Origin of the sequence: Pseudobutyrivibrio ruminis CF1b (genome assembly GCF_000424005.1) — a bacterium.
Lineage (GTDB): Bacteria > Bacillota > Clostridia > Lachnospirales > Lachnospiraceae > Pseudobutyrivibrio > Pseudobutyrivibrio ruminis_C.
Window position 1 is genome coordinate 98155 of the sequence record NZ_AUJB01000001.1, and the last position, 26451, is coordinate 124605.

20 protein-coding genes are annotated in these 26451 nt (G+C 33.7%); 4 read left to right on the forward strand and 16 right to left on the reverse strand.

Features of this window, described 5'->3' with window-relative positions; genetic code table 11:
- Position 1 precedes the first annotated feature (1 nt).
- A complete protein-coding gene (locus G592_RS0100450) occupies positions 2 to 766 on the reverse strand; it encodes a glycosyltransferase family 32 protein (RefSeq protein ID WP_028246080.1) in 765 nt (254 codons plus the stop codon).
- Between the two features lie 53 nt (positions 767 to 819).
- Between G592_RS0100450 and G592_RS0100455 the strand changes: the two genes are divergently transcribed.
- On the forward strand, positions 820 to 1749 hold the full coding sequence (locus G592_RS0100455; protein ID WP_028246081.1) for a glycosyltransferase family 2 protein: 930 nt from the start codon (positions 820 to 822) through the stop codon (positions 1747 to 1749).
- On the opposite strand, the gene G592_RS0100460 is transcribed toward G592_RS0100455, so the two are convergent.
- From G592_RS0100460 to G592_RS0100485, 6 genes are read right to left on the reverse strand one after another with little or no spacing between them, the layout of a single operon-like run.
- The gene (locus G592_RS0100460; RefSeq protein ID WP_081660268.1) at positions 1736 to 2785 is read right to left on the reverse strand and encodes a glycosyltransferase family 2 protein; all 1050 of its coding nucleotides are present in this window, start codon (positions 2783 to 2785) and stop codon (positions 1736 to 1738) included. The genes G592_RS0100455 and G592_RS0100460 overlap by 14 nt on opposite strands.
- A 3-nt stretch (positions 2786 to 2788) precedes the next feature.
- Positions 2789 to 4888 (reverse strand): glycosyltransferase, encoded by a 2100-nt coding sequence (locus tag G592_RS16770; RefSeq protein WP_051194679.1) that lies wholly within the window; start codon positions 4886 to 4888, stop codon positions 2789 to 2791.
- A gap of 6 nt (positions 4889 to 4894) precedes the next feature.
- A complete protein-coding gene (locus G592_RS0100470; protein ID WP_036951310.1) occupies positions 4895 to 6025 on the reverse strand; it encodes a glycosyltransferase family 4 protein in 1131 nt (376 codons plus the stop codon).
- A 29-nt stretch (positions 6026 to 6054) separates the two neighbouring features.
- Positions 6055 to 6966, reverse strand: a complete 912-nt coding sequence (locus G592_RS0100475; RefSeq protein WP_028246084.1) for a hypothetical protein — start codon at positions 6964 to 6966, stop codon at positions 6055 to 6057.
- A gap of 11 nt (positions 6967 to 6977) precedes the next feature.
- On the reverse strand, positions 6978 to 7676 hold the full coding sequence (locus tag G592_RS0100480) for a CpsD/CapB family tyrosine-protein kinase (RefSeq protein ID WP_028246085.1): 699 nt from the start codon (positions 7674 to 7676) through the stop codon (positions 6978 to 6980).
- 12 nt (positions 7677 to 7688) lie between these two features.
- Positions 7689 to 8405 carry a Wzz/FepE/Etk N-terminal domain-containing protein gene (locus tag G592_RS0100485; protein ID WP_028246086.1) on the reverse strand — a complete coding sequence of 239 codons (717 nt, stop codon included), beginning with the start codon at positions 8403 to 8405 and terminating at the stop codon, positions 7689 to 7691.
- Between the two features lie 467 nt (positions 8406 to 8872).
- Here G592_RS0100485 and G592_RS0100490 point away from each other — a divergent pair, with 467 nt between their 5' ends.
- The 3 genes from G592_RS0100490 to G592_RS0100500 all read left to right on the forward strand — a co-directional run bounded on the left by G592_RS0100490 (position 8873) and on the right by G592_RS0100500 (position 14411).
- On the forward strand, positions 8873 to 10225 hold the full coding sequence (locus G592_RS0100490) for an O-antigen ligase family protein (RefSeq protein WP_028246087.1): 1353 nt from the start codon (positions 8873 to 8875) through the stop codon (positions 10223 to 10225).
- Between the two features lie 68 nt (positions 10226 to 10293).
- A complete protein-coding gene (locus tag G592_RS0100495) occupies positions 10294 to 12186 on the forward strand; it encodes a hypothetical protein (protein ID WP_028246088.1) in 1893 nt (630 codons plus the stop codon).
- Between the two features lie 167 nt (positions 12187 to 12353).
- The gene (locus G592_RS0100500) at positions 12354 to 14411 is read left to right on the forward strand and encodes a hypothetical protein (protein ID WP_028246089.1); all 2058 of its coding nucleotides are present in this window, start codon (positions 12354 to 12356) and stop codon (positions 14409 to 14411) included.
- Between the two features lie 62 nt (positions 14412 to 14473).
- Here G592_RS0100500 and G592_RS15175 read toward each other — a convergent pair whose 3' ends face one another.
- The 9 genes from G592_RS15175 to G592_RS0100545 form a co-directional block, all read right to left on the reverse strand.
- Positions 14474 to 15919, reverse strand: a complete 1446-nt coding sequence (locus tag G592_RS15175) for a flippase (RefSeq protein WP_051194680.1) — start codon at positions 15917 to 15919, stop codon at positions 14474 to 14476.
- Between the two features lie 4 nt (positions 15920 to 15923).
- Positions 15924 to 18143: a polysaccharide pyruvyl transferase family protein gene (locus tag G592_RS16775; protein ID WP_051194681.1), complete on the reverse strand. Its 2220-nt coding sequence runs from the start codon at positions 18141 to 18143 to the stop codon at positions 15924 to 15926.
- A gap of 161 nt (positions 18144 to 18304) precedes the next feature.
- Positions 18305 to 19525, reverse strand: coding sequence for a hypothetical protein (locus G592_RS0100515; protein WP_028246091.1), 1221 nt, complete (start codon positions 19523 to 19525; stop codon positions 18305 to 18307).
- 14 nt (positions 19526 to 19539) lie between these two features.
- Positions 19540 to 20547 carry a glycosyltransferase gene (locus G592_RS15180; protein ID WP_051194682.1) on the reverse strand — a complete coding sequence of 336 codons (1008 nt, stop codon included), beginning with the start codon at positions 20545 to 20547 and terminating at the stop codon, positions 19540 to 19542.
- 27 nt (positions 20548 to 20574) lie between these two features.
- Positions 20575 to 21678 carry a Coenzyme F420 hydrogenase/dehydrogenase, beta subunit C-terminal domain gene (locus G592_RS0100525; RefSeq protein WP_036951314.1) on the reverse strand — a complete coding sequence of 368 codons (1104 nt, stop codon included), beginning with the start codon at positions 21676 to 21678 and terminating at the stop codon, positions 20575 to 20577.
- A 92-nt stretch (positions 21679 to 21770) separates the two neighbouring features.
- Positions 21771 to 22943, reverse strand: a complete 1173-nt coding sequence (locus tag G592_RS0100530; RefSeq protein WP_028246093.1) for a radical SAM protein — start codon at positions 22941 to 22943, stop codon at positions 21771 to 21773.
- An 11-nt stretch (positions 22944 to 22954) separates the two neighbouring features.
- Positions 22955 to 24157 (reverse strand): glycosyltransferase, encoded by a 1203-nt coding sequence (locus G592_RS0100535; protein WP_028246094.1) that lies wholly within the window; start codon positions 24155 to 24157, stop codon positions 22955 to 22957.
- An 18-nt stretch (positions 24158 to 24175) separates the two neighbouring features.
- Positions 24176 to 25195: a glycosyltransferase family 1 protein gene (locus G592_RS0100540; protein WP_028246095.1), complete on the reverse strand. Its 1020-nt coding sequence runs from the start codon at positions 25193 to 25195 to the stop codon at positions 24176 to 24178.
- Positions 25196 to 25231: 36 nt separating this feature from the next.
- Positions 25232 to 26335, reverse strand: coding sequence for a polysaccharide pyruvyl transferase family protein (locus G592_RS0100545; protein ID WP_028246096.1), 1104 nt, complete (start codon positions 26333 to 26335; stop codon positions 25232 to 25234).
- Between the last annotated feature and the right edge of the window lie 116 nt (positions 26336 to 26451).

Below are 26451 nucleotides of genomic sequence, written 5' to 3' on the forward strand. Positions count from 1 at the left end.
CTTATTTTTCTCCTTTAATCTTGTCCTTCAAAGTCATTATCTTTTCAAGAACCTTTGGACCCTTTTCTTCGCCAAATAATCTGTTCAAGAAGCGCATCAGCGCAATATATTTTTGCTCGCCCTTATCCTTCCAGCTTGCATCAAAGTGGTGGATAGAATAGGTATTCTTTGTTATTTTTATTTTTCCTGTCGTGAAGCTCTTAGGGCAAAAATACTCAGCTGGAAAAATGTCTACATCTGCTACCTTCTGTCTTGAGCCATCCAACTTAAGTCCATGTCTAAGTAAAACTTTTGTACATAGTCTTGGGCTTTCAATATTTTGAAGCTTTCCATCGATTAACTCGTATGGCTCTTCTCCATCGTAACATGCAATCATTTCTTTAAAAATTGGAAGACCTGGCATACATCCAAATCCCTGACCATCATTGACTGCCTGAGATGTCTCAAACCCCTTGAAGGCTTTCAACTCACAAAGAGGAGTAAGATCTTTAATAACTTCAACGTCAGTATCTAAGTAAATTCCGCCATGGTTATACATGATATCCAATCTGGCGTAATCTGGAACGAAGGCCCATTTCTTTTCCTGATAAGCCTTTTCCATATATGGATGTTTGTGAACATCGTAATTTGTTTCGTTCCATTCTTTTATTTCAAAATCAGGACAATACTTTTTCCAACTATCTATGCACTTTTGAACTGACTCAGGTTTTGGTTTTCCACCAAACCAGCAATAGTGTATTGTCTTTGGTATTAATAACTCACTCATTCTGCCCCTCACTCTTCATTGAAGTTACGGTTTAATTCTCTTATAATCGAGATATGAATAAAACAATTACAACAATAATTCCATTTTACAACTGTGGCAATGTTATCTGCGGAATGCTCGATAGCATTCTGGCAGGCACTGTATTGCCTAATGAGATACTTCTTATCAATGATGGTTCCACTGATAATTCAGTGGCTGTCGCTGAAAGCTATGCCAATCAGTATCCATTTATTAAATGTATAACCCAGGAACACTCTGGTGTATCCACCGCAAGAAACCTTGGGGTCAAATATGCCACATCCAATTGGATTAGTTTTCTAGATGCAGACGATTATGTAGAAAATAATTTCTACGAATGTATGATCAACGTCGTTTCCGACGATTCTTTTGCTGGTAGTGTTTGCGGATACTTTACTGAAAGCAATGGTATGTCCACCGCCTATGCCAATCCACAGGCTGAAATCATGGATTCTGATGCATTACTTGAAGCAATGTTTACCAATGATAATGTGAGAGGATTTTTAGTTACCCGTCTTTTTAAAACAGAGATTATTAAAAATATTTCTCTCAATACAAATATCCATATCTGCGAAGATTTGCTGTTTCAGACTACTCTGCTTACAAAGTACCCTGATTTGAAATTTGCATGTGTAAATCTTCCGCTGTATCACTATGTGCAAAACAACTCTTCTGCAACCACTAATTTAAATCTTTTTAATGGTGCAGTATTTAAATATAAACCTGCTTTTGATGAAATAAGAAAACTTATATCTAAAAGCTATGTTGACGACAATTATAATTCCATTTTGGAATATAGTATGTACTGTCTGTTAAAAGAATATAAAAACGGGAATAAGCAGGTGTTACCTCAAATCCGAGGTGTACAGGCTGAACTAAAAACCATCCAGCCAACTCATTCCTCTAAAAGGCGTCTGGCTTACATAATCGCTCCGATTATTTTCAGCCACCTTAGCCCTTCATAACCTGGTAAATTCCTCTGAAGAAATAGAACAATCTAAATGTTCCTGTCCTCAAGCACACATATCTAAGTGTGCTTATTTTTTTGCCTCTATGTATTTCTTTCAAAGTATTCTGAAACTCTTTTGACTTCAAATCCTTTGAAAGTTTTCTGTAAACACTCTCTCCGACCTCACCAGCTTTATATGCTTCATACATGCTAGTAAGACGACTAACCCAATCTGTTATATATATTCCTTTTACTACAAGAATATTTTCTCTTGTAGAATCATGCTGATTTATCTGCCAGTTGACGAAACGCTTGTAGATGCACTTTGTATCTTCCAAGTCATTTATATGATAAGAGATTGAAAGGCTGTCTCCCCTTCTTCTCACATAATGATAAAGAGGCTGATTTATAACTCCGATATTACCTGAGGAAATATCTAGATAATCCAAATTGAATTTAAGATCCTCACCTATATTTATATCTTTATCAAATCTTATATTGTTTGATTTTATAAGATTTAAGTCATAGCACTTATTAGTGACAAAGTTAAAAAGCTTTAACCATGCCAGTGTAGCTGCAGCTGCTCTGGATATCAGATAATCTTCTCCTCTGACAAAACCATAATCTGCTTCAAGAATGTGTTCCTTATTCTTAACGTTTTTATTTAAAACATTATCGAAGAACATTCCACAGCAGATGAAACTTACGTCTGAATTCTGCCAATTCTCTATGGCCTGTACATATCTCTCAGCCAATTCTGGCTCTGGATAATCATCTGAATCACAGAAAAAAATATAATCTCCTGTAGCCTTGTAGATGCCTTCATTTCTTGTGGCAGATACGCCCATGTTGGCATGTGTAAAAACCTTAATTCTAGAGTCCCGCTCTGCATATTTTTTACATACATCCAAGCTGTTATCTGTAGAACCATCATCAACTACGATGATTTCCAAATTAGAATAGCTCTGATTAATTAAAGCATTCAAACAATCCTTTATACAATTTTCAGCATTATAGACCGGTATAACCACCGATAGTAACTTATCATTCATCCCTTAAGCCTTAACATATTTCCACACAAGCAAAGCTATCTTCTTTCTAGCCCTAATGCTTTTTGGAATACCATATTCCTTAATATATTTATTGTATTGATGTTTTAAACAGCCTCGCTCTTTACTCTGTATTGACCTGTAAACATACTTGGTATATTCAAGTAATACGAGAATGCTGTTATCAACTAATCTCTGTTCCCCACATCCCGCGAAATACTGGATGCGCTCTTCGATAGCCATAAGATAATCCTTATATCTCTTTTCCAGATTTCCCTTCATGATAGTATTCTCACGCTGATAGTACTTATAAAGGCATTCTGGCAAATAGGCCACTGTATTTGACGCATACAATACTTTATATGTGGTGGCTTCATCCTCATGAACTCGGCCCTTTGGAAATCTAACATCTTTCCATAAACAAGCCTTGTATAATTTGTTCCAGGCAGTGGTACAAAGATTGTTATTTGTCATCATCTGTATGACCGCCTCTTTTCCACTCCATATTCCAGGAGATGGATTAGTGAATGGGCTCTCTGGTTTTTCATCATATGTATAGGCGAAACCGCAAGCCACTACGTCTGCATTGCATCTACTCATATGATTCATGAGCTTTTCCAATGTGCTCAAATCCAGGTAATCATCGCTATCTACAAAGAAAATATATTCTCCTGTAGCAATATCAAGGCCTGAATTTCTCGCTGCCGAAAGACCTCCATTATTTTGGTGTATAACTCGTATTCTTTGGTCTACCCCAGCAAATTCGTCACACATCAATCCACTGTTATCTGTGGAACCATCATCAACAAGAATGATTTCCAGATTGGTGTATGACTGATTAATCAATGAATCAACACATTTTTTCAACTGATCCTGAACATTGTATACAGGAACAATTACCGAAATGGTATTTTGTGAACATTTTGTGTCTAAAATATTCACTAGTCTATAATAATAGTTATCAATATTAAACGCTACTACTCTTCTTGCCATAGAATAAGCTTTTTTGCCAAGTTCATTTCTATAGTCAGAATCAACTGCCAACTTTGCCATCTGCATGGCCAAATTACTGATGAAATCTGAATTTTTGTCAACAATAACGGCACCTTCACCCACCACCTCTGGGATAGCACCAGAATTAGTAGCAATCAAAGCCATTCCCTTTGCGATGGTTTCCAGTGCCACCAATCCAAACGGCTCCTCATCTATGGTAGGCATTACTACAACGTCAAATTCATTATACTTTTTAGCCATTTCTGCTGTAGATAAACGTTTTTGACATTTTATAATATCGCTGTTTTTCTTTGCCAGCTCATATATCTTTTTTTCGTATTGGGTACTTTTATCGGAAAAACCAATAATCTCCAACTCTGTTTTTGCTGCATATTCTGGAGCTATATGTTCATGCATTTTCAGATATGCTTGAACAAGCTCCATTACACCTTTTGTAGGAATTACGCGTCCTGCATATAAAAAACGTATCTTACCGTCATTCACTCTCGTAGTCATTGAATAATCATCAAGAGAAATGCCATTATACAAAAGGTGTACAACAGCGTCTGGCGAATATTTTTTAATCTGACCGGTAATATAATTGCTTATGGAAATAAATTGAACTCCGTTTTCAGTAAGAGTCCTGATATATTCTGACGAACGATAGATATCCACATCATTGTGCATATGAAAATAAATAGGATAATCTCTTGAATATCCTATTTCCTTCAAAAGCTCAACAGCCAATGACATCTGGTTCTCAATTATCACTGCATAATAAGACTCAGACATCTCGTGGACATGGTTCAAAAAGATAGAAATTATCTCTTTATCAAAAACACGCTTTGCACTTTTATTTTTTACAGTTCTATAGTACTTATCGCATACCTTATCCAGTTTAGCTGTAAAAGCACTATAATTTATAGGGATAATATTTGTATAAGAATATCTCGTTTGAGAATAAGAATTATCTGCGATTGTGAATAAATCAATCACATATTTGGGGGATATTTCGTTTTGATTGATAATAAATGTTATTAATTCTTCAACAGCCCCGCCTTTAGAAGCCGGGACTGGAAGAATACATGGTGCAATAATTGCTATCTTTTTCATATCTCATTATAAAGCTTTTAATCCACACTTATATAGGTTAATAGTTCTAGCCACAACATCGTCCCAGTTATACTTGCTGAGTACATAATCTGCAGCCTGCTCCTTATAAGCATGAACCTCATTCTTATCATCTAAGAGCTGAACAAGCTTCTCCTTTAAGTCATCAACATCTCCCTTTTTGAAGGTGATACCTTTATCAGCAACAACACCTGCAGTCTCGTTAATATCACTAACGAGGCAGCAGTTACCGTAGCTCATAGCCTCGAGAAGAGAAATAGGCATTCCCTCAACATCACTAGGAAGAACATAGAGATAAGCATTTGAGTAAAGCTCCTCTAAAATCTGACCCTGCTGGAATCCAAGTAACATGATTCTGTCATCTTCTCTGGCAGCCTTTTTAATCTTAGAAACATAATCGTTACTATGACTAGTACCACCAACAATTACAAGCTTCTTATCTGTATGAATCTGCTTGTAAGCTTTAATTAAATAGTGAAGACCTTTCTCAGGAACTATTCGAGCAAGGAATAAAATATATTCATCCTTCTTTAAACCGAACTGCTCTGTAATCTCCTGAGCCTCAAGGATTTCTGGCTTTCCAATTCCGTTAGGAATAAGTGTAGCTTCTCTGCCGTACTTTTCCTTAAAGAACTTTTTATTGCCTTCTGAAAGAACGATTAACTCATCTGCGTACTTTGCAGCACATTTTTCGCCAAACTCAAGATATCTTGTAGCGAAACCGCCCCACTTAGCTCTCTGGCTGTCAATACCGTGAATAGTAGCAACAGTACGAATACCCAGAAGATGTGGAAGCCAAAGCATCGCACAAGGGCCTGAAGCATGAAAATGAATTACATCATAATGATGGAATACAGCATGCAATGTAGCCAAAACTGAGTAGATAGTTGCATTAAGGCTCTTTTTCTCAGATGTTGGAACAGTGATAATGTGAATGCCCTTATACATCTTTCCAACCTGTGTGTCGTTCTCCGCACCAGAAACATGATGGCCAGCTCTATTGTATGCATATACCTCATGTCCTTCTGCTACCATCTTTGAAGCTAATTCTTCAACAACTATTTCAATTCCACCCTCTCTGGAAGGAATACGCTTATGACCGATCATTGCGATTTTCATTGCTAAATCTCCCTACTATAAAATCCTATTTATCTTTTCTTTATAAAAGTTACTATTGAAACTGCAGCTATCACAAGAACTATAAGCGCAACAATCTTGCCCGCAATACCAATAACGCCACTTATACTATCAGCGTTTTCTTCTGATACACTTTCCTTGCTTACAGATACTTCAAACTTTCCTAAGTCTGTAGTCTTAAGATTACCATCAACATCTGTGTACTGAAGTGTAACATTGATAGCCTGGTTTCCTGGCTCCTTAAATGTTACATAAAAGTCCTGGGTATATGTCTTTCCAGCATATACTGTATCAAGAGAAATCTCCTTACTAGCAGAAGATACATTTCCGTCGATGATGAGCTTTGCATCAGTAATGTTTGATGAACTCTGGTTGATATAACTGCATGAAAGTAATGACTTACCGTTTACAATTGCATGTGTGTTAACATCAATTGACTTAACACCTAATGTGCTTCCACCTGAAACAGGAATTGCAATTGTAGCAACATTATTCATTCTAGCTCCACTAGTTAAGTAATCAAACTGACAAGACAAGTCAACTGCACCGCCCATATAAGTCTCACCAATTGTAAGTGGAACAGATACTTCTTTTTTCTTACCAGCTGAAATAGTACCTACATATACCTGGTTAGAATTTCCATATGCCGGAAGAACACTACCAGTAGCGTTAGACATTGTCATAATAATGCTAGTTGCATTAGATGAATTAGAAGTGTTATGAAGAGTAAGATTAACAGTAATATTCTTACCAGCTTCAATCATACCACCTTCTACATTGTAGCTTTCAATCTCGATAATCGCTACAGCTGAGCCGTCAATAACCTCAGTAGCATCAGCAACCATTGTATAATTAGCCACCATGCAGACAACTGCAACGAGGCAAATTGTAATATTCTTAATAATAGTTTTTAAATTTCTCATTTCTGCCTCCACTACTTTTTAATCTTCTTTGCGTATCTTTCATTTTGGAAATAATCATAATCAACATTCTGCTCAATATATTCTTCCATTGTGAGCTTGTTAACGATAGTTCCAATTAGGTTCGCCTTTACATCTTTAAGCGCATTAGCCGCCTCGATAACACCACGCTTAGTAGTCTCGCCGATAGCTGAAACAAGAATTACTGCATCAACATTTACTGCAATAACCTTAGCATCCATTGCTGCATTAATAGCAGGCATATCGAAAATAATAAAGTCATATGTATTTGCAAGCTCATCTCTAACAACGTTCATTTTGTTTGAGCAAAGAAGTCTTACGGGATTATCAATAAGCTCTCCACAAGGAATATAAGAAAGATTTTCTGTAGTTGTCTCGCAAATAATTCTATCAAGAGTAACTCTATCCATTAGATAATCTGAAAGTCCCTCAGAGACATTCTCATTTAATCTCTTATAGCGATTCTTCTTTCTCATATCTCCATCAATTAAAACTGTCTTCCAACCTGAACTTGCAAGAGCTGCTGCAAGGTTGATTGCTACTGTAGTAGCTCCGTTTCCAGCCTCACTTCCGCAAATAACAAAAGACTTATAATCATGCTGCTTTTTAAGAATATGGAGGTTCATAACCGCCTGGTCAAACGCATCATTTAATATATAATTATCATTTCTGTATATGTCTAACTTTTTCAACTCTATACCTCCTTATTCCTTATAATCTGGAATGATACCGATTACAGGAAGATCATCTCTGATTGATGCTTCTCGAACTGTACGTACTCTTCTATCAAAGATTTCACAAACAACAACGATTATAGCAGCTATGAAAAATCCACCTAACATAAACGCAATTCTAGTTGTCCATGCAGATGAATTTGCATCACGTGTCTTGTCGTAAGTATATGCATTATCAAGAGTTTTAACAGAATCTGTACTTAAAATTTCTGACATTTCGATAGCATAAGACTGAGCCATAGCATCTGCCATTTCCATAGAAAGTGCTGGATCGTTTGTTGTAGCACTAAAATTCATGATTGTAGCAGAAATATTCATATAATTTGCAATTGAAGATGAAGATGTAGACTTATTTGCTGACGAACTAACCTCTACTGCATTCTGAACATCAGTTGCTGAAACATCATTTCTTCCTATTATAAGAGCAGCTCTCTGACTAACCTTGTATGAGCTAGCTACATTTAAATACGCATTCATCGCTGTAACTGCGTTAGCAGCATCTACATAAGAGCCATCTGCCTGGGCGTAAACTGTCGCAGTAGCTGTGTACTGATCCTCACCCACATCAAGTGTTAGACCCAACCCAACTATAAAGAAGAGTACAGTCAGTAAACCTATAAATCTTCTTTTCTTGCGAAGTGCTAAGAAACATCTTCCCACATCAATTTCTAACTCATTTTTAAACATAATTAAAATATCCTTCCTTCGTTCATAAAATGATACATTTTGCAATGTTATAAATTATAGCATCCAAATCCAAACATGTATATTGATAAAAACTAAAGATTACGATTTCAATAATTTATATTTTTTGTCTATTTTCACAAATAATACACAAAATAGACATTGATAAATGCCTTTATACAACTATTTGCGCCTTCACTATTATGTTAAAATATGAAACATAACAATTATGTTAAAATATGAAACATAATTATTATTATATTTTTTAATACTCACATGTCAATTATCTATTGATTTTAGCGTAATAGTTTTGTAATATGTCTTTTGGTTGTTTATTGCAATCTTCATTTTGTTTTATTTAAATATTATGTTATAATCTTTCAATATGTTCTAATTGGTTCGCAATAGTTTCGAAATATTTTCGTAGTATTTACTACTAATATAAAACAATATATTTTTGGAGGTATTTTATGCAAATAATGGTTTTATGTTTCACTTTAGCCTTATTTATCGGCTGTATTTATTGCTTTAAAAATAAGCTTTATTTATATTTTTTTATTCCATGTTTTCTTTTTTTGCCAGATTACTATGGTATAGATATTAGTGATGCTCTGCCAGTTATTTCTGTTTCTAGAATTTTTCTTATTTTATTCGCCATATATGTTTTAAAATACAAACGAAGATCTATCAACTTTTCTACTATAAAGAATATAAAACATATAAAAATACCAAGTGAATACTATTTTTTATTCACCTATTTTATTTTACGTATTATTTCAAATCTTAGATACATAACCACTTACAATCAAGCGTATAAAACTATTTTTAGCATTGTAATTGAACAAGTTTTCTTACTGTTAGCCTTCTATTTGCTTTCCCCAACAAAAGAAGAATATATTACTCTGCTTAAATCTGTTGTATGGACTTCCAACATTCTGTTTTTAGTTGGAATATTTGAAAGTATCACCTTTATAAAACCATTTGATATTCTATATACCGTTTCACGCGGAATAATTAATGAATCTCAGGTCAAATTTGGGTTATTAAGAGCAACAACAACCATGCTTATGCCCATTATATATGGAAACGTTTGTGTATTACTATTTCCGCTGATTCTGTACGTTTATGAAATAACTCGAAAAAAAATATATATTGTCTCATCTGTACTTTGTTTTTTAGCTATTATTCATTCAGGTTGCAGATCATCCGTCCTGTATTTCATCGCTATACTGGGTATTTACTTTATTCTTATTATCAAGAAAAGGGATAGACGTATACAATTTTCCAAAACGCTTACAGTAGTTATAATATGCTTTTTAGTTATATATACATTTTTACCAACTAATTTACATTTTTATTATTCAGCTACTGCAAAATCAGTTTTAAATGAAGTTGGTTTTAATTTTGATGTTAATGAAGGTGCCCCAAATGAATCTATGAAAATATCCATGACTGGAAGAGATTCTACACCAAGAATCGTACAGTTATCTGGAATATATTACACAGCCTTACATCATCCCATCTTTGGCTTTGGTGCAGGTGCCCAAAATAGAGATGACCTAAAATACTATTTCTATCAAAAATGGCAAACCATCCATACCTTTGATAATGGTTTAGTAGAAATCTTTTGTAGTGAGGGAATAATTGGAACGTTGGCTTTGGCTTCATTATTGATTTTCATAACATTAAATTTACATAAACGTAAATTCTATTTATTGTCATTTATTGCTTATTTACTTACTACTATAAGTACAATTAATCTTTTCACTTTTTTATTTTTCATTATTGCCATAAATATAAATTGGGACTATAAACCAGAATAAGAAGTACCTTTTATCATTTAATTGTTCAGTCTCACAACAAATATAACTTTTACAGAAAGGACAACTATATGAATAAGATGTCATCATTTTTTACTCTAATGACTATTGCATTATTGTCACTTGCGACAACAAACGAAGATTTAGTAATTACCTCTAAGGAATACACTCCATCAATCAATCTATCTTCAGTTGAGGATAATGTTTCTCTAGATTTATTTATAGATGATTATGATTACGCAATCGAAGATTCTGATTCACTTGATTCTTCTCAATATCTACTGGAGAGTAAGGGTACTGCATCTTCCACAAATCATTATTCTAATCTTATAGCACTAAAAAATTGTGGTTTGTCTGCAGGAAACTACGTATACACTGACGGATACTATAACTCCGGTGATGGTGGAGCTGCAAAATACTATATTACCTCAACCTCAGAAGCGGCTGACAATCTTCTAATTATTCAACTAAAAAATGGTTTAAAGGCTAAGCTTATTTGTGGAAGTGAACTAGATGTTGCTCAGATTGGTATTCTTCCTAATAATGTAATATCTGACAAAATCAATACTGTTCAGAAAAGAGCAGAAAGCTATGGTATAAAAACCATAAAATTTAATGATGGACTGTATCTTATAAATAAACCAATTGCCTTAAAATCCTTAAACTACATTGGTACTGGAAAAACAAACCTTTGTGTGTCGACCAAATTTCAAGCAGTTGGAGATAAAATTTTATACACACTACCTGATAGTACTCACTCATCATATACATTAAGTTTTTCAAATCTTAATTTCTTGTTTCCTGCTGTAAAAAACCATCCTCAATCGGGAAAAGAAATGTTATTAGTTGCGTTGCAAGAAACAAATAAATGTACAATTACTAACTGCAACTTCAAAGCCTATCCTGATAATACTAACGGGACTTATATGGATGTCGTCCTTCTATGGTTTAAGCATAGTTCTTTAACTAAAGACGTTATTATCAATAACTGTACATTTTCAAACACTACCGGTGATGGATATTCTGGTTCAAAGACAGATCATTTGCGTGGTGGGTGTTTTTGGATTTGTGGTCAATCAAATTCCTATACCAGCCCTGTTGAAAATGTTAAAATATCAAACTGTAGTTTTTACTCAACTGTAACTGATGAAAATATTGCATTATGGAGAGGTGCTTTTAAAGATATTTCTTTTGATCATTGTACTTTTACTAACGCTACTCAAGATTGTGATAATTCCATCACTTTTTATAATGGGTCATTTAAAAATATATCAATTACAAACTCAGTATTTAACATATATGCACCTGCACAATATATAGTAAAAATCACACGTTTGGCTAATGAATCAGATTTTACCTTCTCTGGTTCGTCATTCAATTTGGCAACTGGAAGTACTGATTCCTCAAAACGACAAGTCGCTATCTTTTCCACTAGTGAGGACATGGCTGGAGCATCTCAAAATATTCCTTGTTCAGTTGGTATTAGTGACTGCAAATTTATTTCTCAAAAAAACACTCATTATAGAACAATAGTTGGTTTTTCAAATGTGAATAACAAACACTATTCATTGAAAAAATGCGAAATGCTTCTCCCGTTAGATTATGGTGTGTTTACAATTAGTGGAAATAATAGTTCAATCTCCTTGGATGATTCAAAAATTGATACTCAGACATATTTATCTACTATTGAAAATTCCTCTAATTTTACTGTTAGCATTTCGAATAACGAAATATACAGTTTACCAAAGTCCGTATTTAAAGGTAATATGAAAATTAACTATGTATTTAGAAACAATATATGTACATCTACATCCGCTGCTGCATTATTGACGTGTATAGATGTTGCATCTAATTCTTCTATTGTGTACAATAATGCAGATAACACATTTTCTACCGGTTCAAAACTAAGAGAGTTTTATAGCAATAATGGGTTATTAGCATCAGATATATTAGTTAAGGAATAGCGCTTTATCAACATGAAAAATACTAGCAAAAAGGCTTAAGCGTAATGCTTAAGCCTTTTTTGTTATTAATAACACAACTTCCACATATATTTGACAATTGTATCACATTTAAAGCTTATACTTTTAGTACAATTTAGCCAAAAAAAACGTAAGAAAGGAGAGAGATTATGGCAAAAGCACCTAAAAAGCTGATTAGTGTATTAATTACATCATTGTTCTTATGTTTTTTGCTTAGCTATACTCTAACACATAGAATAATTGATGATATTATTACTCCTACAGGAAATGATTTTGAAGCTTTTTTCTATGTATTCGACCCGAATGATACTGATGCCGAAATTGACATAGATTCTTGTATATATGTTGGTGAAGGAACTGTATCTGAAGCAAATGATATATTTGATGATCCTGAATCACTTTCAGCTCTAATTACTTCAGCTCCTGATTATTCTGACCTTATTGGCGATAATGATTACATTGAATGGAACACTCTTTACACTGAAGATGGAGAGATTTATGTCATAGGCTTACTCCTGCATGATGAAGAACCAATCAATCCTGACATTGAAATTGCTGATGTTTTCTCTGATATTATTGCTTTGAAACGTAGTAATTTACCTGAGGGAAGCTATGTCCGTACAGAGGGCTATTACCACGCTGGTGATGGTGGCGGCGCAACATATATTATCTCTTCTACGACTAAAAAAGCTGATAACATTTTTATTCTAGAACTAAAAAACGGCTTAAAAGCAGAACTGGACTATGATGATGAGATTAATGTAGCACAAGCTGGAATTCAAAGTGGTGACTATATTTCCGATAAGTTTAACGAACTCATAGCAAAAGCTGAGTCGTATGGAATACAGACCGTTAGATTTAATGACGGTACATATACATTAAATAAACCTATTTCACTAAAATCCCTCAATTATATAGGTACTGGTAAGACAAAACTCTCTGTAAGTGAAAATTTCCAAACTGGCGATGATAAAATCATGTATACATATCCAGATTCATTGCACAGTGTCTACTCTTTATCTTTTGAGAATATAGATTTTGTTATTAACGTTTCAAAATCATTTTCTCAGATTAATAAAGAAATGATTTTTGTTTCACTTCAAGAGATTGATGGATGTGACATTATAAATTGTGGATTTTATGCATATCCAGCTTCAACAAATGGTGCATTCAGTAAAATAGATTTACTTTGGTTTAAGCATAGCTCAAGAATCGATAATGTAAACATTGATCATTGTATATTTAAAAATTATACCGGAAAAGCATATGTCGGAAGCCCACGAGACCATTTGGTTGGAGCCTGCATCTGGATATGCGGATCAGCAAATACAACTGACTTACCAATGAATAATATATCAATTACAAATTGTGAGTTCGTTTCCACTGTTAGTGACGAAACAATAGCTATTTGGCGCGGACATTATGATCAGCTAACTATTGATAATTGTACTTTTGCTAACACTACACAGGATTGTGATAATGTCATCGCTTTATATAAGGGTAGTTTCACAAATACCAATATTGATAATTGTAAATTTTCTTTATATTCAGGCTGTAAGTTTATTTGCAAAGTCACAAGCCTAACCGGTGATTCTGATGTTTCATTTGATAATGATACATTTAACCTCAATTCCGGTATAACAGATACATCATCTAGAAACATAAATGTATTCTTCACAAGTGCCGATGATTCTGAGGGTCCTGGACTATGCTCTGCAAATATAGATGTATCTAATTGTGTTGTAAATTCAAAAAATGGCACAAAATACAGATCATTTCTTAGTATAGCTAATACAGCCGGAAAAACTTATAACGTAACTGAAAGTAATATTAACACGCCATTATCCTCAGGATTATTTGTTTTAAATGGTTCTGACAATGAAGTTACAGTTGAAGAATCTAATATAAATACTTCCGATATTCTTAGTACCTTAGATTCAGTGGAAGATTGTCGAGTTATTATAAATAATAATACTATAGAGAATAAATTAAATAACGTCGTACGTTCTTCTGCTGACGTTGATTATGAATTTACTAATAACACATGTACATCTTCTGTATATGGAACTCAATTTGTTGGTTCTGGCCTTTCTTCAAATGATGAAATTCGCTTGAAGAATTCTAATAACATCTTTACTACAAATGCTAAGTTATACGAGTATCATGGTGGCAACTTAAAAGCTTCAGATATCATCGTAAAGAATTAACTATTCTGTATAAATTGAAAAAAAGGCTATCACAATATTATAATTGTGATAGCCTAATTTACTTATTTTCTTAATTTTTTCATCAATGTACCTGATATTTCAACCAGAATCTGTTTATTAACAAACCAACAGTACAAAACTGATAATATAAGATATGTTAATCCTCCTGAAAATACTTTTACTACGATTCTAAGGAAATCCGAAGATATCCCATCTAGAAGCGATAATGTGAGAATCATAATAATTCCTATTCCAAGAAAACCTGATACCTTCACCAATTTCTTAAATGTATGCATATCTTTATTTGCAGCAACTAACTGAACAACACACACAAAGACTTCCGTACATATAGTTCCTATAGTAGCACCTAATACTCCACATTTTGGTATTAATAGAAAATTTATTACAAAATTAATCAATGCGCCGCCAATCAAAGTTCTAGCAAAAAAAGTATCTTTACCATTAGGCAAAACATACTGCGTTTTAGCTACATTTGCATAAGCAGAAAACGGTAAAGTTATAGCCAACCCCTTCATAACTGTTATACTCGGATCATATCCTTTACCAAAAAATAAAGGTACAAAGTCAGAAGCAACTCCAAAAGCACCGCAGGCACATCCAATAGAAATAAATCCAATTACAAATAATGATTTATCAAAATACCTGTTAATAGATTCTTCGTCTCCTTGAGCTTTTAGATTAGATACTCGAGGTAACATTACAACACCTAATGCATTGATAAGTCCTAAACAAAGAACAATAATTTTTTCGCCTGAATCATAAAAACCTACAGATGAACTGTCTTTTAGATTCATAAGCATAATCTTATCCATATATTTGTAAAGCATTACCGCAATCGCAGGTAAAAATAAAACAAATAATGGCTTAATATGAACTAGACAATCCTTAATATTTACTCTTTGTAATTTAACATATTTTTGGGTACCAACCCATAAAATGGCATAATTTACAAAAATACCAATTGCAATAATTCCAACATAAATAGGTAAATCTGCCTTATCCCTAACTAACAGAAATACAAGAGCAACATTTAGTAGTTTTAGAATAGAATTCTTAGTAATTACCTTTTTGAACTCTTCTAAGCCAAAATACAACCAGTTTATATCAAAAACTACACCAAGTACAACAAACGATTGGATAAAGAAAACAAGCTTATTTTCTTTAACTACAAATACACAATAAAGTAGAAATATAATATAAACAATCGCCGCAAACAAAAAATGAATAGTAAATAGTTGTGAAAATTGCTTATTCAATTCCTCCCTATTATCTTTTGTCTTTGCTATTAATCTACTACCATAGTTTTCTATTCCTAAAGCAGCTACTATCGCAAAATATGATGTGACCGCGTAAGAATAACTATTGATACCAACATTTTCAGGTCCCAGAACACGCGAAATGTATGGTGCAGTGAATAGCGGGGTAATAATTATTAATATCTGATATAAAACCTGTAGTATAAAATTTTTCTTTAAACTAGTCTTCATTTTTTCACTTCACAATTCTTTGAATTTTTCTATATATCTTTTTGATAAGATTAACTTCTACATACTTCCTAAATAAGTTTTCAAAATCTATATTTTTTTCTTTATCAAAAGACTTTTTGTCCAATGGTCTGTCGACCCCATGATTGTATGACGAATTTATTTTTATTGCATCTTCAAAGCTAACTTCTTGAAATCTTCTCATCTTTGATTTTATTGATGCTAGCATCTCTTCTCCCTTTTGGGAATGAGTGATAACCATGGATGTACCAGTATTATCATGATCTTTAATACCCCAAAAATCAGCCAAAGTTATATCACTCTTGCGTTCTTCTTTTCGTGCAACGCAATTGTCATAACAAGAAGGTCTAAGAATATAATTTCTCAAGAATAAACTAAAATATACATTTTCTCTGCATATTTCAGTTATTTCGCTGCCATCCTCAAATATCACTTTTATACTAAAAGGACTCCAACCATTGTCCTTGTTTCTATAATAAAACTCCTTAATAGTTTTATTATATTTCTTTGTTAAGTACTCACGATATAAATCAAAATATTTCTTTGATGATGCACCATGGCATATTAAATCCTGAGTATATAAATTCTCATATTCTTTTCCAAGATAAGCTTTAAGTGCTGATATCTGGCAAGGGGTTCCCGTGAACAAAACCTTTTGCCCATTATCTAAAGCAACCTTAACCTCTGGATATGATTGCCATGCCTTACTTTGAATATACTTTGAGCCTAAAGCCTTTTTCAAATCCTGTTTGGAAGTAACGGCATGATGTGCAAGTGTAAAAGTTTCATCAAAATAAGGAGAAAAAACTACTCCACCATTTTCAATAAATTCAGATGCTAACTCGTTAAAAATCCCACCAGATGAAGATTTCATTCGAATTGCATCATCTGCATTTTCCATAGCATATGCCTTATGTACTATATTATTTTTTAAAGACTCAGAATCAACATTATATTGAGGACAAGTGCGTTTACATTTCCCACAGTTAATGCATAACTCCTTCGATATTTGCGGATAATAAAATCCATCGACTTCCACCATATGAATAGCATTGGTCGGACAAGCTGCTGCACAAGCGCCACATCCAACGCATTCATCCTCAGGTAAATCTATAGAATTATTTTTTTTTTCTGTTGCTTTGCGTAAATAATCTAAAGAGCGAATCCTCTCAGTCTCAATTCTTTCATCCACACCTGAATAGTCAATTTTTGAGATTTCAGGGAAATTATTTTCTTCTACAAAACGTTCTATCTTTCCAGCTATGCCAAGCAATGTCTTTACTCGACTGCCTTGCTTTTGTTTCCCGTTACTACCACTTCCATATCTAGGGAAAGTTAAGAAATCCTTATGGAAAACCAATGAAAATACTGTTCCATGGAATGAATCTGTAAAGAAAAATTCACTATTATGAATCATATACAAAAATTCATTCGGTGAAATTGTATACCAGTCTGGCTGAGTCAAATCATTAAGATTTACAATCTCACAATTGTTATCGTCAGCATATTTCTTTATACCGGCTGCAACCTCAGCACTTGGCTTTGTTAAGAAATATGTAAGAACATATTTCTTAGGACAATTCTTTGGCTTGTTTTCAAAAGTATTCCAGTCTTCTTTATGTAATAGAAGTGTAGGATCAACAACAACTTGAATGTCTCTTCCTATTTCTCTAGTTAAATAATCTGCTGCAGCATTCTCTCGAACTGCAATAGCATCCATAGCTTGTATGCATCTACAGAATTCTTCATACCTATCTTCTGGAACACTCTCTACCCCCATACTTGCAGCATAGGATATTTTCTGAGCATTTTTATGTGCTTTATAAGCAGTTGTTAGCTCAATATTTGGAACATAATAAGGATTCCAAATCTGATCACTACCACAAACAAATAAATCATAATCGTCCGCTTTACTCAATGTATCATTAGAGAGTATTTCTGGTGAGAAATTTAAAAATTTCTTATTAAACTCATTAAATACTTTAAGTTTTCTTTTTTCGCAAACGTACTGTTTTCTTTTTGTTAAAATCATTTTGACACTGTGCTTGAATCTACCAAACTCACTCACACCTGCCAATGAATAATTATTCATAGTAACCACTTCAGCGTCAGCATGCATTCCTTCTAAAGCTTTTAGCAAAGCATAGTTTTGAAGCTTGTTACCATAATTAGCACCATCTGTAATGGTTATAATTCCAATTTTCATAAATTACCTTACCTAATTTTCCAAATACTCGCTTACAAGTTCCTCAAGCGTATTAAACGTATTTACCTCATGATTAATTTTTCGAGTTGGTGTCTAGCGTAATATGCTTGATGATTCTTTTTTACTAATACTTTTTTCTTAATATTCTCTACTAAAACAATTTATGCTTCCGACTCCTTTTCTAAATATCCAAGAGAAAGCAAAATATAATACATCAATCCACCTACTGCATTAGAGCACTCACTACTATACCTACTAAAAATAATAATTGCTGCTCCAGTTAGTGCTGATATTACTGCAAAATGATCTGCATCTTTTTTAAAGATCTTCAAAAAAGCATGTAATGGAAGTAGATAATATATTATTGTTCCAACTATTCCACCATAATAAAACAGTTTTGCATATGTAAAATAGTGAACATTATATTCAGTAACTAAAGCCGTCTCATCCGATATGAATCCATGCCCAAATATAGTCATCAATTTTGACTTATTAAACATATATTCATAAATAAATGAGTAACCATTCGTTCGAGTAACATTAAAAGTCTTTCCTGCATACCCCGAATCTAGATATGCTTGTACGCCTTCTTTACTGAAAAAGACTGCAAATCCAGGGTAAATTCTAATGAACACGAAATATCCGACCACTAAAATCACGCCCAAAACAACAGCTAAAACCAAGGACTTAAAAAACTGTTTTGATAAGAGCATATACACAAAAAAAGCTAATACTAATTCAAAATAGTAAATTTTTAACTCTGCTATAGCAGCTGTAACCATTGCTAATAATATTACAGCAAAGAACATATGTATCTTAATCTTGTTTTTCAAGAATCCAGAAATAAAAACAATTGTACAAAGCAAAAGGAAGGCGTGTAAACATGTATTACTATAGCCAAAATATGTACCAAATAAACCGCCAACATTATCCGCGTCACCCATTTTAAAATACTCAATCACGGAAAGTATTGTATGCAGAACCAACAATGAAAAAATAAATTTATAAATATTTTTCCTAATTACTTCTGCATCTAAAAATAAAATAGTTCCAGCAAACGCTGCATAACCAACTAAATATTGTCTAAAAAAGTACTCTGCGGCATAAATATCCCTATGCACAAATGCTGTAAAAATAATATAACCCTGAAATAAAATAATAGGAATCGCCCATCTAGGAAGATGTATAATAGTTCTCTTGGCTGTTTCAAAAGTAACCATTCTGAATAAAACGCTAGCCATTGTTAAGTATGCAAGCACATATATAATGTATCTTGTAGCTTCTGGAAATCCTAACATCGATGAAAGGAAGTCCGCTATAAATGACATTACTATCATTGCTATCATTGTTATTTTTCCGAAATTTTTTACTTTTAAATACATAAATTATTCACCTATTACGACACTTTCCCTAAAAGCATACATCCTAATATTAGCCTGTATTTCATAAAAACCATAAACACTCTTTGTTTAAACGGAAGCAACTTGTAAGGATATGTACTTTCTACTTCTCTCAACATCTTATCATTAAGAATTCTCTTGACAGCAATATAGTCTTTGTTAAATTCCTTTAGATTTGTTTCTTTTGAAATTCTTATAATCGCATTACGAAGTCGCTTAATAAGAAATCTATTAAGTTCAAGCTTATAATCGCCTCTAGGATTAACTCCTAGAACTTCATTAATTTTATTGTACAACTTAATTTCGTTTTCAATGTCAAAATGTAATTTTGAATGTGTCATTGAATCCTCATTTTCACAATGTCGATACAATTCATCCATAACATATATAGCATTGTTACAATGATTCAAATATTCTAGATTAAAAATCAAATCTTCAGAACCAATGACTCGTTCAGACATAAACGCCAAACCATTATCCTCTATAATACTCTTCTTATATAAGCCTCGCCATACAGCCGACCCATATAAATAATCTGCCTTATGATTTGGTTTAGATCCTACTTCTCCAACTAATAAATCCCAAATGTTATCTCTATTAAAGATCTTAATCTCTCCAGTTTTAACTGGTATACTTTTTTCGTTGGTATGCAAACAATAAGCAATATCATATGTATCTGAAACTGATTCTATAAGTTTTTCATACATATCAGGCTCAACATAATCATCTGCATCACAAAAACCTAAGAATTCACCATTCGCTTTAGAAATACCATAATTGCGTGCAATTCCAGCACCCTCATTATCTTTCGAATAAAACTTAACTCTTGAATCTTGCTTAGCGTACTCTTCGCATACTATAGCGCTTTTATCCTTTGATGAATCATTCACTAAAACAATCTCAATATCTTTATAAGTCTGATTCAATAAACTCTCGATACATCTAGGCAAATATTTTTCAGCATTGTATACCGGTATAATAATAGAAATCAATTTTTCTTTCACAAAAATGTCCTCGTACATCAAATTTTATTAATGAACTAAGCCAAGCTTGATAAGCACAAGCTTTACGTCCTGCTTTAAACAATTTGATTTATATTGATTAAATATAATATGATTAAAACTCTTCTTTTTTATCAACTCAAAAAATGCGCTTCTATTTTTGCGTATACTCATAGGTCTTGATAACTGTTCATTATTATTAACAGCATTCTCAACATCTACTGGGAGTAATTCAATATCAGCATTTTTTAACATTTGCTCTCCCTTTTCGGTCTGAACAACCATTAATGATACGCCTTTACGAATCTCTTCTGCGTCAACTTTTGTTCCCCATGAGTCTCCAATAGTAATATCAGATATTCTTTCTCTAGAAGCATATTTGCATGAATAGCAATTTGATGTATAGGTAAGACCATCTAAAAATGCAATTGTATATTTATCAGAAACACCTTTACATACAATTCCTTTATCATCGACTACTAACTGCATTTTTGTTTTTAATCTAAATTTTATATCTTTTATAGTCTTTAATGATTTTGAGTATTGTTTTAAGAATAATTCTAAAATCTTAGGTGATGGTGTTCCATGGCAAATCAAATCAACTGTATAAAGCCTATCTTGATACTGGGCACCAACATAGGCTTTTACTGCAGCAATTTGGCATGGTAATCCAATAAACAAGACTTTATTTCCAGCCTTTAATACTTCCAATACTTTTGGATATATCCCCACTGGGTTGCTCTTAACGTATTTAGAACCGCCAAACTTTAGTGCCTGTTCATAATCATTAGTAATATCAAAATAAAAATCTCCGTCCTTAAATAGACAGCTGCACACATAGCCTCCATCCTTAATGAACTGCTTGGCTAACGCCATTCCTATTCCGCCAGAAGGAGCTTTACTTCTGTATTCATCATCCCTATTCCACCCCTGGTACCAAGAAATTGGTGAAATTTTTTCTGGGGTGTTATTCTGTGGGCACTTCTTATGACAAGCATTACAATTAACACACTTATCCTCATCAATTACAGCATTATAAGAGACCATATTATCCTCAATATGAATGGCCTCTTTCTTACATACATCTATACATAACATGCATCCAGCACATTTATCAATATCACAAACCGTCATTAAAATGCTCCCTATATAAAATCCTTCGACTATAGCTAGAAAGAATACTTAAAACCTAAGTATTCTTTCCATAGCAAGTCTATATAATATAATTATTTGTTCATCTGTGCTGCGATATCAGCATCTACGATTTCTTCACCAGTCTTATCCTTAAGCTGCTCCATTGAAGCTGCTGAAAGACCGTTGTTTACTGTAGCACACATATCACATGTAGAGCACTTATCAAGATCTTCCTTTGAAACCTTACCATCGCGGAGATCACGAACGATCTTGTTCTCATACATGCTGTACTTCTTCTTTGTCCAGAACTTAGCCTTGTGACGGATTACCCACCAGAGTGGTACCCAAATGTACTTGTGCATTGCTGGTGAAACTGAACCAATCATCCAGCAATCTCTGTCACAGCATCTAACCTTTGAACGAACCTTTTCTGCCTCTGGAGAATTCCAAAGCTCATCCCATGTCTGGTTGTTAAGGTTACCCATAACCTCTTTATCCTTTGTACCGTTACATGGCATTACATCACCGTATGGATCGATGAAGAATGTATCAAATGACATATCACATGGAAGAAGTCTCTTCTGACCATAAATGTAGTTGATAAGTCCGTGGTTGAAGTAAGCTCTGAACCACTTCTTAGGGCTCTTGCTTGCAAGAAGCTCGTTAACAAGGTTCTCAAAGTTCTGAGCAACCATTGGACGATCCTTGATAATGTTCTTTGCCTCTACGAAATAGAAGCTGTTGTGAAGAGATGCTGTAGCAAACTCCATACCCATCTCATCTGAAAGCTTGTAAAGAGGTACAAGATCTGGAGCGTTCATATCCTGAACTGTCATACCAAATCCAACGTCTGTCATACCCATCTCGCGAAGTTTCTTAAGTGTCTGGTAACCTCTCTGGAAACCATTATCAAGACCTCTGATCTTGTTATTTGTCTCCTCAAGTCCCTCGATTGAAATACGAATACCAATCTGTGGGAACTCCTTACAAAGATCTACGATACGGTCTGTGAAGAAACCGTTTGTAGAAATAACGATACGATCTGACTTCTTATAAAGCTCACGTACGATATCCTTGATATCTGTTCTGATGAAAGGCTCACCGCCTGTGATGTTTGTAAAGTACATCTTAGGAAGCTTCTTGATTGTCTCGATTGAAATCTCTTCCTCAGGCTTAGATGGTGCCTTGTATCTGTTGCACATAGAGCAACGTGCGTTACATCTGTAAGTTACGATTACGGTTCCGTTTAATTTCTTCTCAGCCATTTTTTAACTCCTTATACTTCATAAATCTTTAATAATTTCTCTAAATATTCATCAATTGTATCAAAGCTAAGCTCTTTACAATTGTTGTGCATTGTTTTTGCTTTGTTATCATCCTGCCAAATTGTGTGGATAGCGTCGCAAAGCTGATCTACATCTCCGCTTTCATATAAAAGACCAGTCTCACCTACCTTGATAAGCTCTGGGATTCCACCGATATTTGCACCAATTACTGGTGTTCCATACATCTGTGACTCCATAACAGAGAATGGGCAGTTCTCATACCACTCTGATGAGTATACTGACATCTTAGCCTTGCGAATAAGATTTGCCAAATCATCTCCACTCTGGAAACCTACATTCTTGATGTTATCAACACCATTAAGTAAATCCTCAAGAGGTCCTTTACCTGCGAAAATGAAGTTTACCTCAGGCATTCTCTTTGCTGCCTCGATAAGGGTACGAATACCCTTTTCCTCTGAATATCTACCGAAGTAAAGAACATAATCTTCCTTTTCAGCCTCTACCCAAGGAATAGACTCAATAAAGTTGTGAATAGCAACTGTCTTTTTAGCAAAAAGAGGATTGCTATCAAGCTTGCTCTTCATGAACTCACTACAGCAGATAAACTTATCAATGTATTTGTATGTTCCCTTGAGCTTCCAGAATGTAGCCTCAAGTGTACCGATAAAGCTCTTAGCTGTGCTTCCGTGAATACATTTGCCTTTTGTACAATTCATGAATTTACCAGATAAACACTTTTCACAGTTTTCATGAGTGTTTGGATTGTTGCACATATGATTAGGGCAAACAAGCTGATAATCATGGGCTGTAAATACGATTCTGCAATCATGCCCTGTCTGCTTTCTCCATTTAACAATCTCTAAAATCATAGATGGTGTGAGCTGATAATTGAAATTGTTCAAATGAATAACATCTGGCTGAAAATCATCCAAAACTAATCTAATCTTCTGACGTGCCTCCTTAGAATAAATAGTCTTCAAAGGATATGTCATCTTTTCAAACTTACTAGCGTCATGAAAATCCATATCTGATGTATAAGCATTCACTCTGTTGCCAACGCAACGACCTTCATGCTCCATACCGAAATACTGAACTTCATGTCCCTTAGCCATTAAAGCTTCTCCAAGCTTGAAGATATATGTTTCTGAACCCCCGTTAGGGTACAGAAATTTGTTAACCATAAGTACTTTCATAATCATAATTCTCCCTATTTATTTAAGATAGGCTGCAACATTTTTGCCCATTGCATATCGTGAAAATTTATCAATAAATGTTTCTCTAGCGCTTTTTCCTATACTATTTTGAGTATCGCCTTGAAGATGTTCGTTTATGATATGGCGTGTTTGTTCAACATCTTTATTAATTAAAATAGCATCGACTTTATCTGTAACATACATTTCCGATAATGTGCTTGGATGTGTAACAAATATAGTTTTAGCTAAAGACATTGCAGTCAACAAGACAGTGTCACCCGAACAAATTGTCACGTCATCTATAGGGATAATCAGTGCAGCACAATTGCTAATCCAAGGATACTGCTCTTCTCCACTTACATCATTAATAAGTGTCACGTTTTTAGGTAAATCCTGTCTCTTATATTCATCAGAAATAATGACTAAATCTGTTTCGATTTCTCGCCATACATCAACAAGAAAATCATAATCCCTATTCGATCTACCAATAGATAAAACATACTTATCTGAAGGAGCTCGATTTGGAAATTCCAAATTGCCATACTGGTCCATTTTATCGTCAATTCCAAATGGTGCAACTACAAATTTTTCAATTGGAATATTAAACTCTTCCGATGTTATTTTTGCATAGTTTGGAGATGGGACATGAAGATAATCAATATACTCTGTGCAAATACATTTTTTCATGTACCATTTGTATATTTTACCCACAAACCCACTTTTTTTCTTGTATGTAAAATTCACCGCAAAAACTTTGTTGACTTTTTTTACATGGAATAAAGCACACCAAAAACAAAAGTTTAACGCATAAAATTGCTGCCATCCCACCAAATAATCATATTCTTTTCTGTGTCGAAAAATTGTAAATGGAACACTAAAATACTTAAAATATCTTCCCAAATTACTAAATCGACTAGTTCTACCACCATTAGATATAACTGAGTAACATTCAATATCCACACCCTCAGATCTTATGGCGTTTATAAATTCATTCAATTCTTCTTTTACACAATCAGCAAGAACCAGATTTCTACCCATCAAAAATATCCTCTCTGCAATTTCGTAAATTATTAATTATTCTTCAATAATCTTTTTCAGTATATCTAAGCTTTCTTTTCTCTGCTCGGCAATAATTTTATTAACACTTGAGAAATCAATTTTTTTCATAGCCAAATCTAAATCATTCTCATCTCTAAGAATTCTATCAGTGAGACCAGTTAATTCAAGGATACTCATATTTCTTGTACCAGTCTTATTATTTGGTAATATTTCCACAAATGGTGTATTAAAATTGATTGCAAAAGCTGTTCCATGGAACGAATCAGTAATTACGCATTCAGCATTGTCGAAATATGAAAGGAACTCTCCCATATTGAAACAAATTTTAAGTTTTCCAGGCATTCTAATATAATGAAATGCCGCACCAATTCTAATGATTGGCAATCCAGTCTTTTCACTAAGCTTTAAGGCATACTCACCAAGCTTTTCATCATTATTAATCTGATAAATAAGAATATATTTCTTTTTTGAGATTGGCTTAAAATATTTCTGCCAATGACTTCTATCTAATAGTAATGTTGGGTCTAAAACCTGATTCACATCAAATCCCATTGACTTTACAATTTCAGCCGCACTATTTTCCCTTACAGTAATATGACTATATCTTTTCAAGTTATTTTTATAAAACTGAAAAACCTTATCTGTCATTTCAGTTCTACCAAAACTAGATGCATATGATATCACCTTGTCAGAACCATCTGTAAAACTCAAGAAATATGTATCATCATATTCTCCATTCTCAACTGGTCCCCAAACCTGATCACTACCAGTCATAAAGACATCAGCGCGAGGTTTGTCGTTCATCAATTCAGCTTTATCTGAATATCGTTTACTCATATGTAATAGTCTCTCACGCTCTTTTTCAAAGCCTCTACCTGCGATACAGCTCTGAGGTTGTCTTAAAAGCAAATAAATAAATCTCTTAATCGGATTACTATTCCACTCTGGCTTTCTTTTAATTGAAAACTTCTCACGGTTTTTATAATGCTCATCGTATCTAATGTAATCAATTATCTCAGCTTCATGGCCCAACGACTCGATTACATCCTGAGTCGCAAGCGCTTGAAGTAATGAGCCGTAATTGATAATTGCATGTCTTGTAATTACACCTATTTTCATATAATAAATATAAATCTCCTATTTTTTTGCAGACTCGTAGTCATACTCGAAAATTATACATCCTTACAATAAGTGTTGACAATTATTGTTTAACACAAATATTTTGTCTATTATCT

What these genes read in the sequence shown, in the direction of transcription:
- G592_RS0100490 (WP_028246087.1), top strand. Translation starts at nt 8,873, where the DNA reads ATGCAAATAATGGTTTTATGTTTCACTTTAGCCTTATTTATCGGCTGT.
- G592_RS0100460 (WP_081660268.1), bottom strand. Translation starts at nt 2,785, where the DNA reads ATGAATGATAAGTTACTATCGGTGGTTATACCGGTCTATAATGCTGAA.
- G592_RS0100485 (WP_028246086.1), bottom strand. Translation starts at nt 8,405, where the DNA reads ATGTTTAAAAATGAGTTAGAAATTGATGTGGGAAGATGTTTCTTAGCA.
- G592_RS0100530 (WP_028246093.1), bottom strand. Translation starts at nt 22,943, where the DNA reads ATGGCTGAGAAGAAATTAAACGGAACCGTAATCGTAACTTACAGATGT.
- G592_RS0100495 (WP_028246088.1), top strand. Translation starts at nt 10,294, where the DNA reads ATGAATAAGATGTCATCATTTTTTACTCTAATGACTATTGCATTATTG.
- G592_RS0100475 (WP_028246084.1), bottom strand. Translation starts at nt 6,966, where the DNA reads ATGAGAAATTTAAAAACTATTATTAAGAATATTACAATTTGCCTCGTT.
- G592_RS0100455 (WP_028246081.1), top strand. Translation starts at nt 820, where the DNA reads ATGAATAAAACAATTACAACAATAATTCCATTTTACAACTGTGGCAAT.
- G592_RS16775 (WP_051194681.1), bottom strand. Translation starts at nt 18,143, where the DNA reads ATGAAAATTGGAATTATAACCATTACAGATGGTGCTAATTATGGTAAC.
- G592_RS0100525 (WP_036951314.1), bottom strand. Translation starts at nt 21,678, where the DNA reads ATGACGGTTTGTGATATTGATAAATGTGCTGGATGCATGTTATGTATA.
- G592_RS0100470 (WP_036951310.1), bottom strand. Translation starts at nt 6,025, where the DNA reads ATGAAAATCGCAATGATCGGTCATAAGCGTATTCCTTCCAGAGAGGGT.
- G592_RS0100450 (WP_028246080.1), bottom strand. Translation starts at nt 766, where the DNA reads ATGAGTGAGTTATTAATACCAAAGACAATACACTATTGCTGGTTTGGT.
- G592_RS0100540 (WP_028246095.1), bottom strand. Translation starts at nt 25,195, where the DNA reads ATGGGTAGAAATCTGGTTCTTGCTGATTGTGTAAAAGAAGAATTGAAT.
- G592_RS0100535 (WP_028246094.1), bottom strand. Translation starts at nt 24,157, where the DNA reads ATGAAAGTACTTATGGTTAACAAATTTCTGTACCCTAACGGGGGTTCA.
- G592_RS16770 (WP_051194679.1), bottom strand. Translation starts at nt 4,888, where the DNA reads ATGAAAAAGATAGCAATTATTGCACCATGTATTCTTCCAGTCCCGGCT.
- G592_RS0100545 (WP_028246096.1), bottom strand. Translation starts at nt 26,335, where the DNA reads ATGAAAATAGGTGTAATTACAAGACATGCAATTATCAATTACGGCTCA.
- G592_RS0100515 (WP_028246091.1), bottom strand. Translation starts at nt 19,525, where the DNA reads ATGTATTTAAAAGTAAAAAATTTCGGAAAAATAACAATGATAGCAATG.
- G592_RS0100500 (WP_028246089.1), top strand. Translation starts at nt 12,354, where the DNA reads ATGGCAAAAGCACCTAAAAAGCTGATTAGTGTATTAATTACATCATTG.
- G592_RS15175 (WP_051194680.1), bottom strand. Translation starts at nt 15,919, where the DNA reads ATGAAGACTAGTTTAAAGAAAAATTTTATACTACAGGTTTTATATCAG.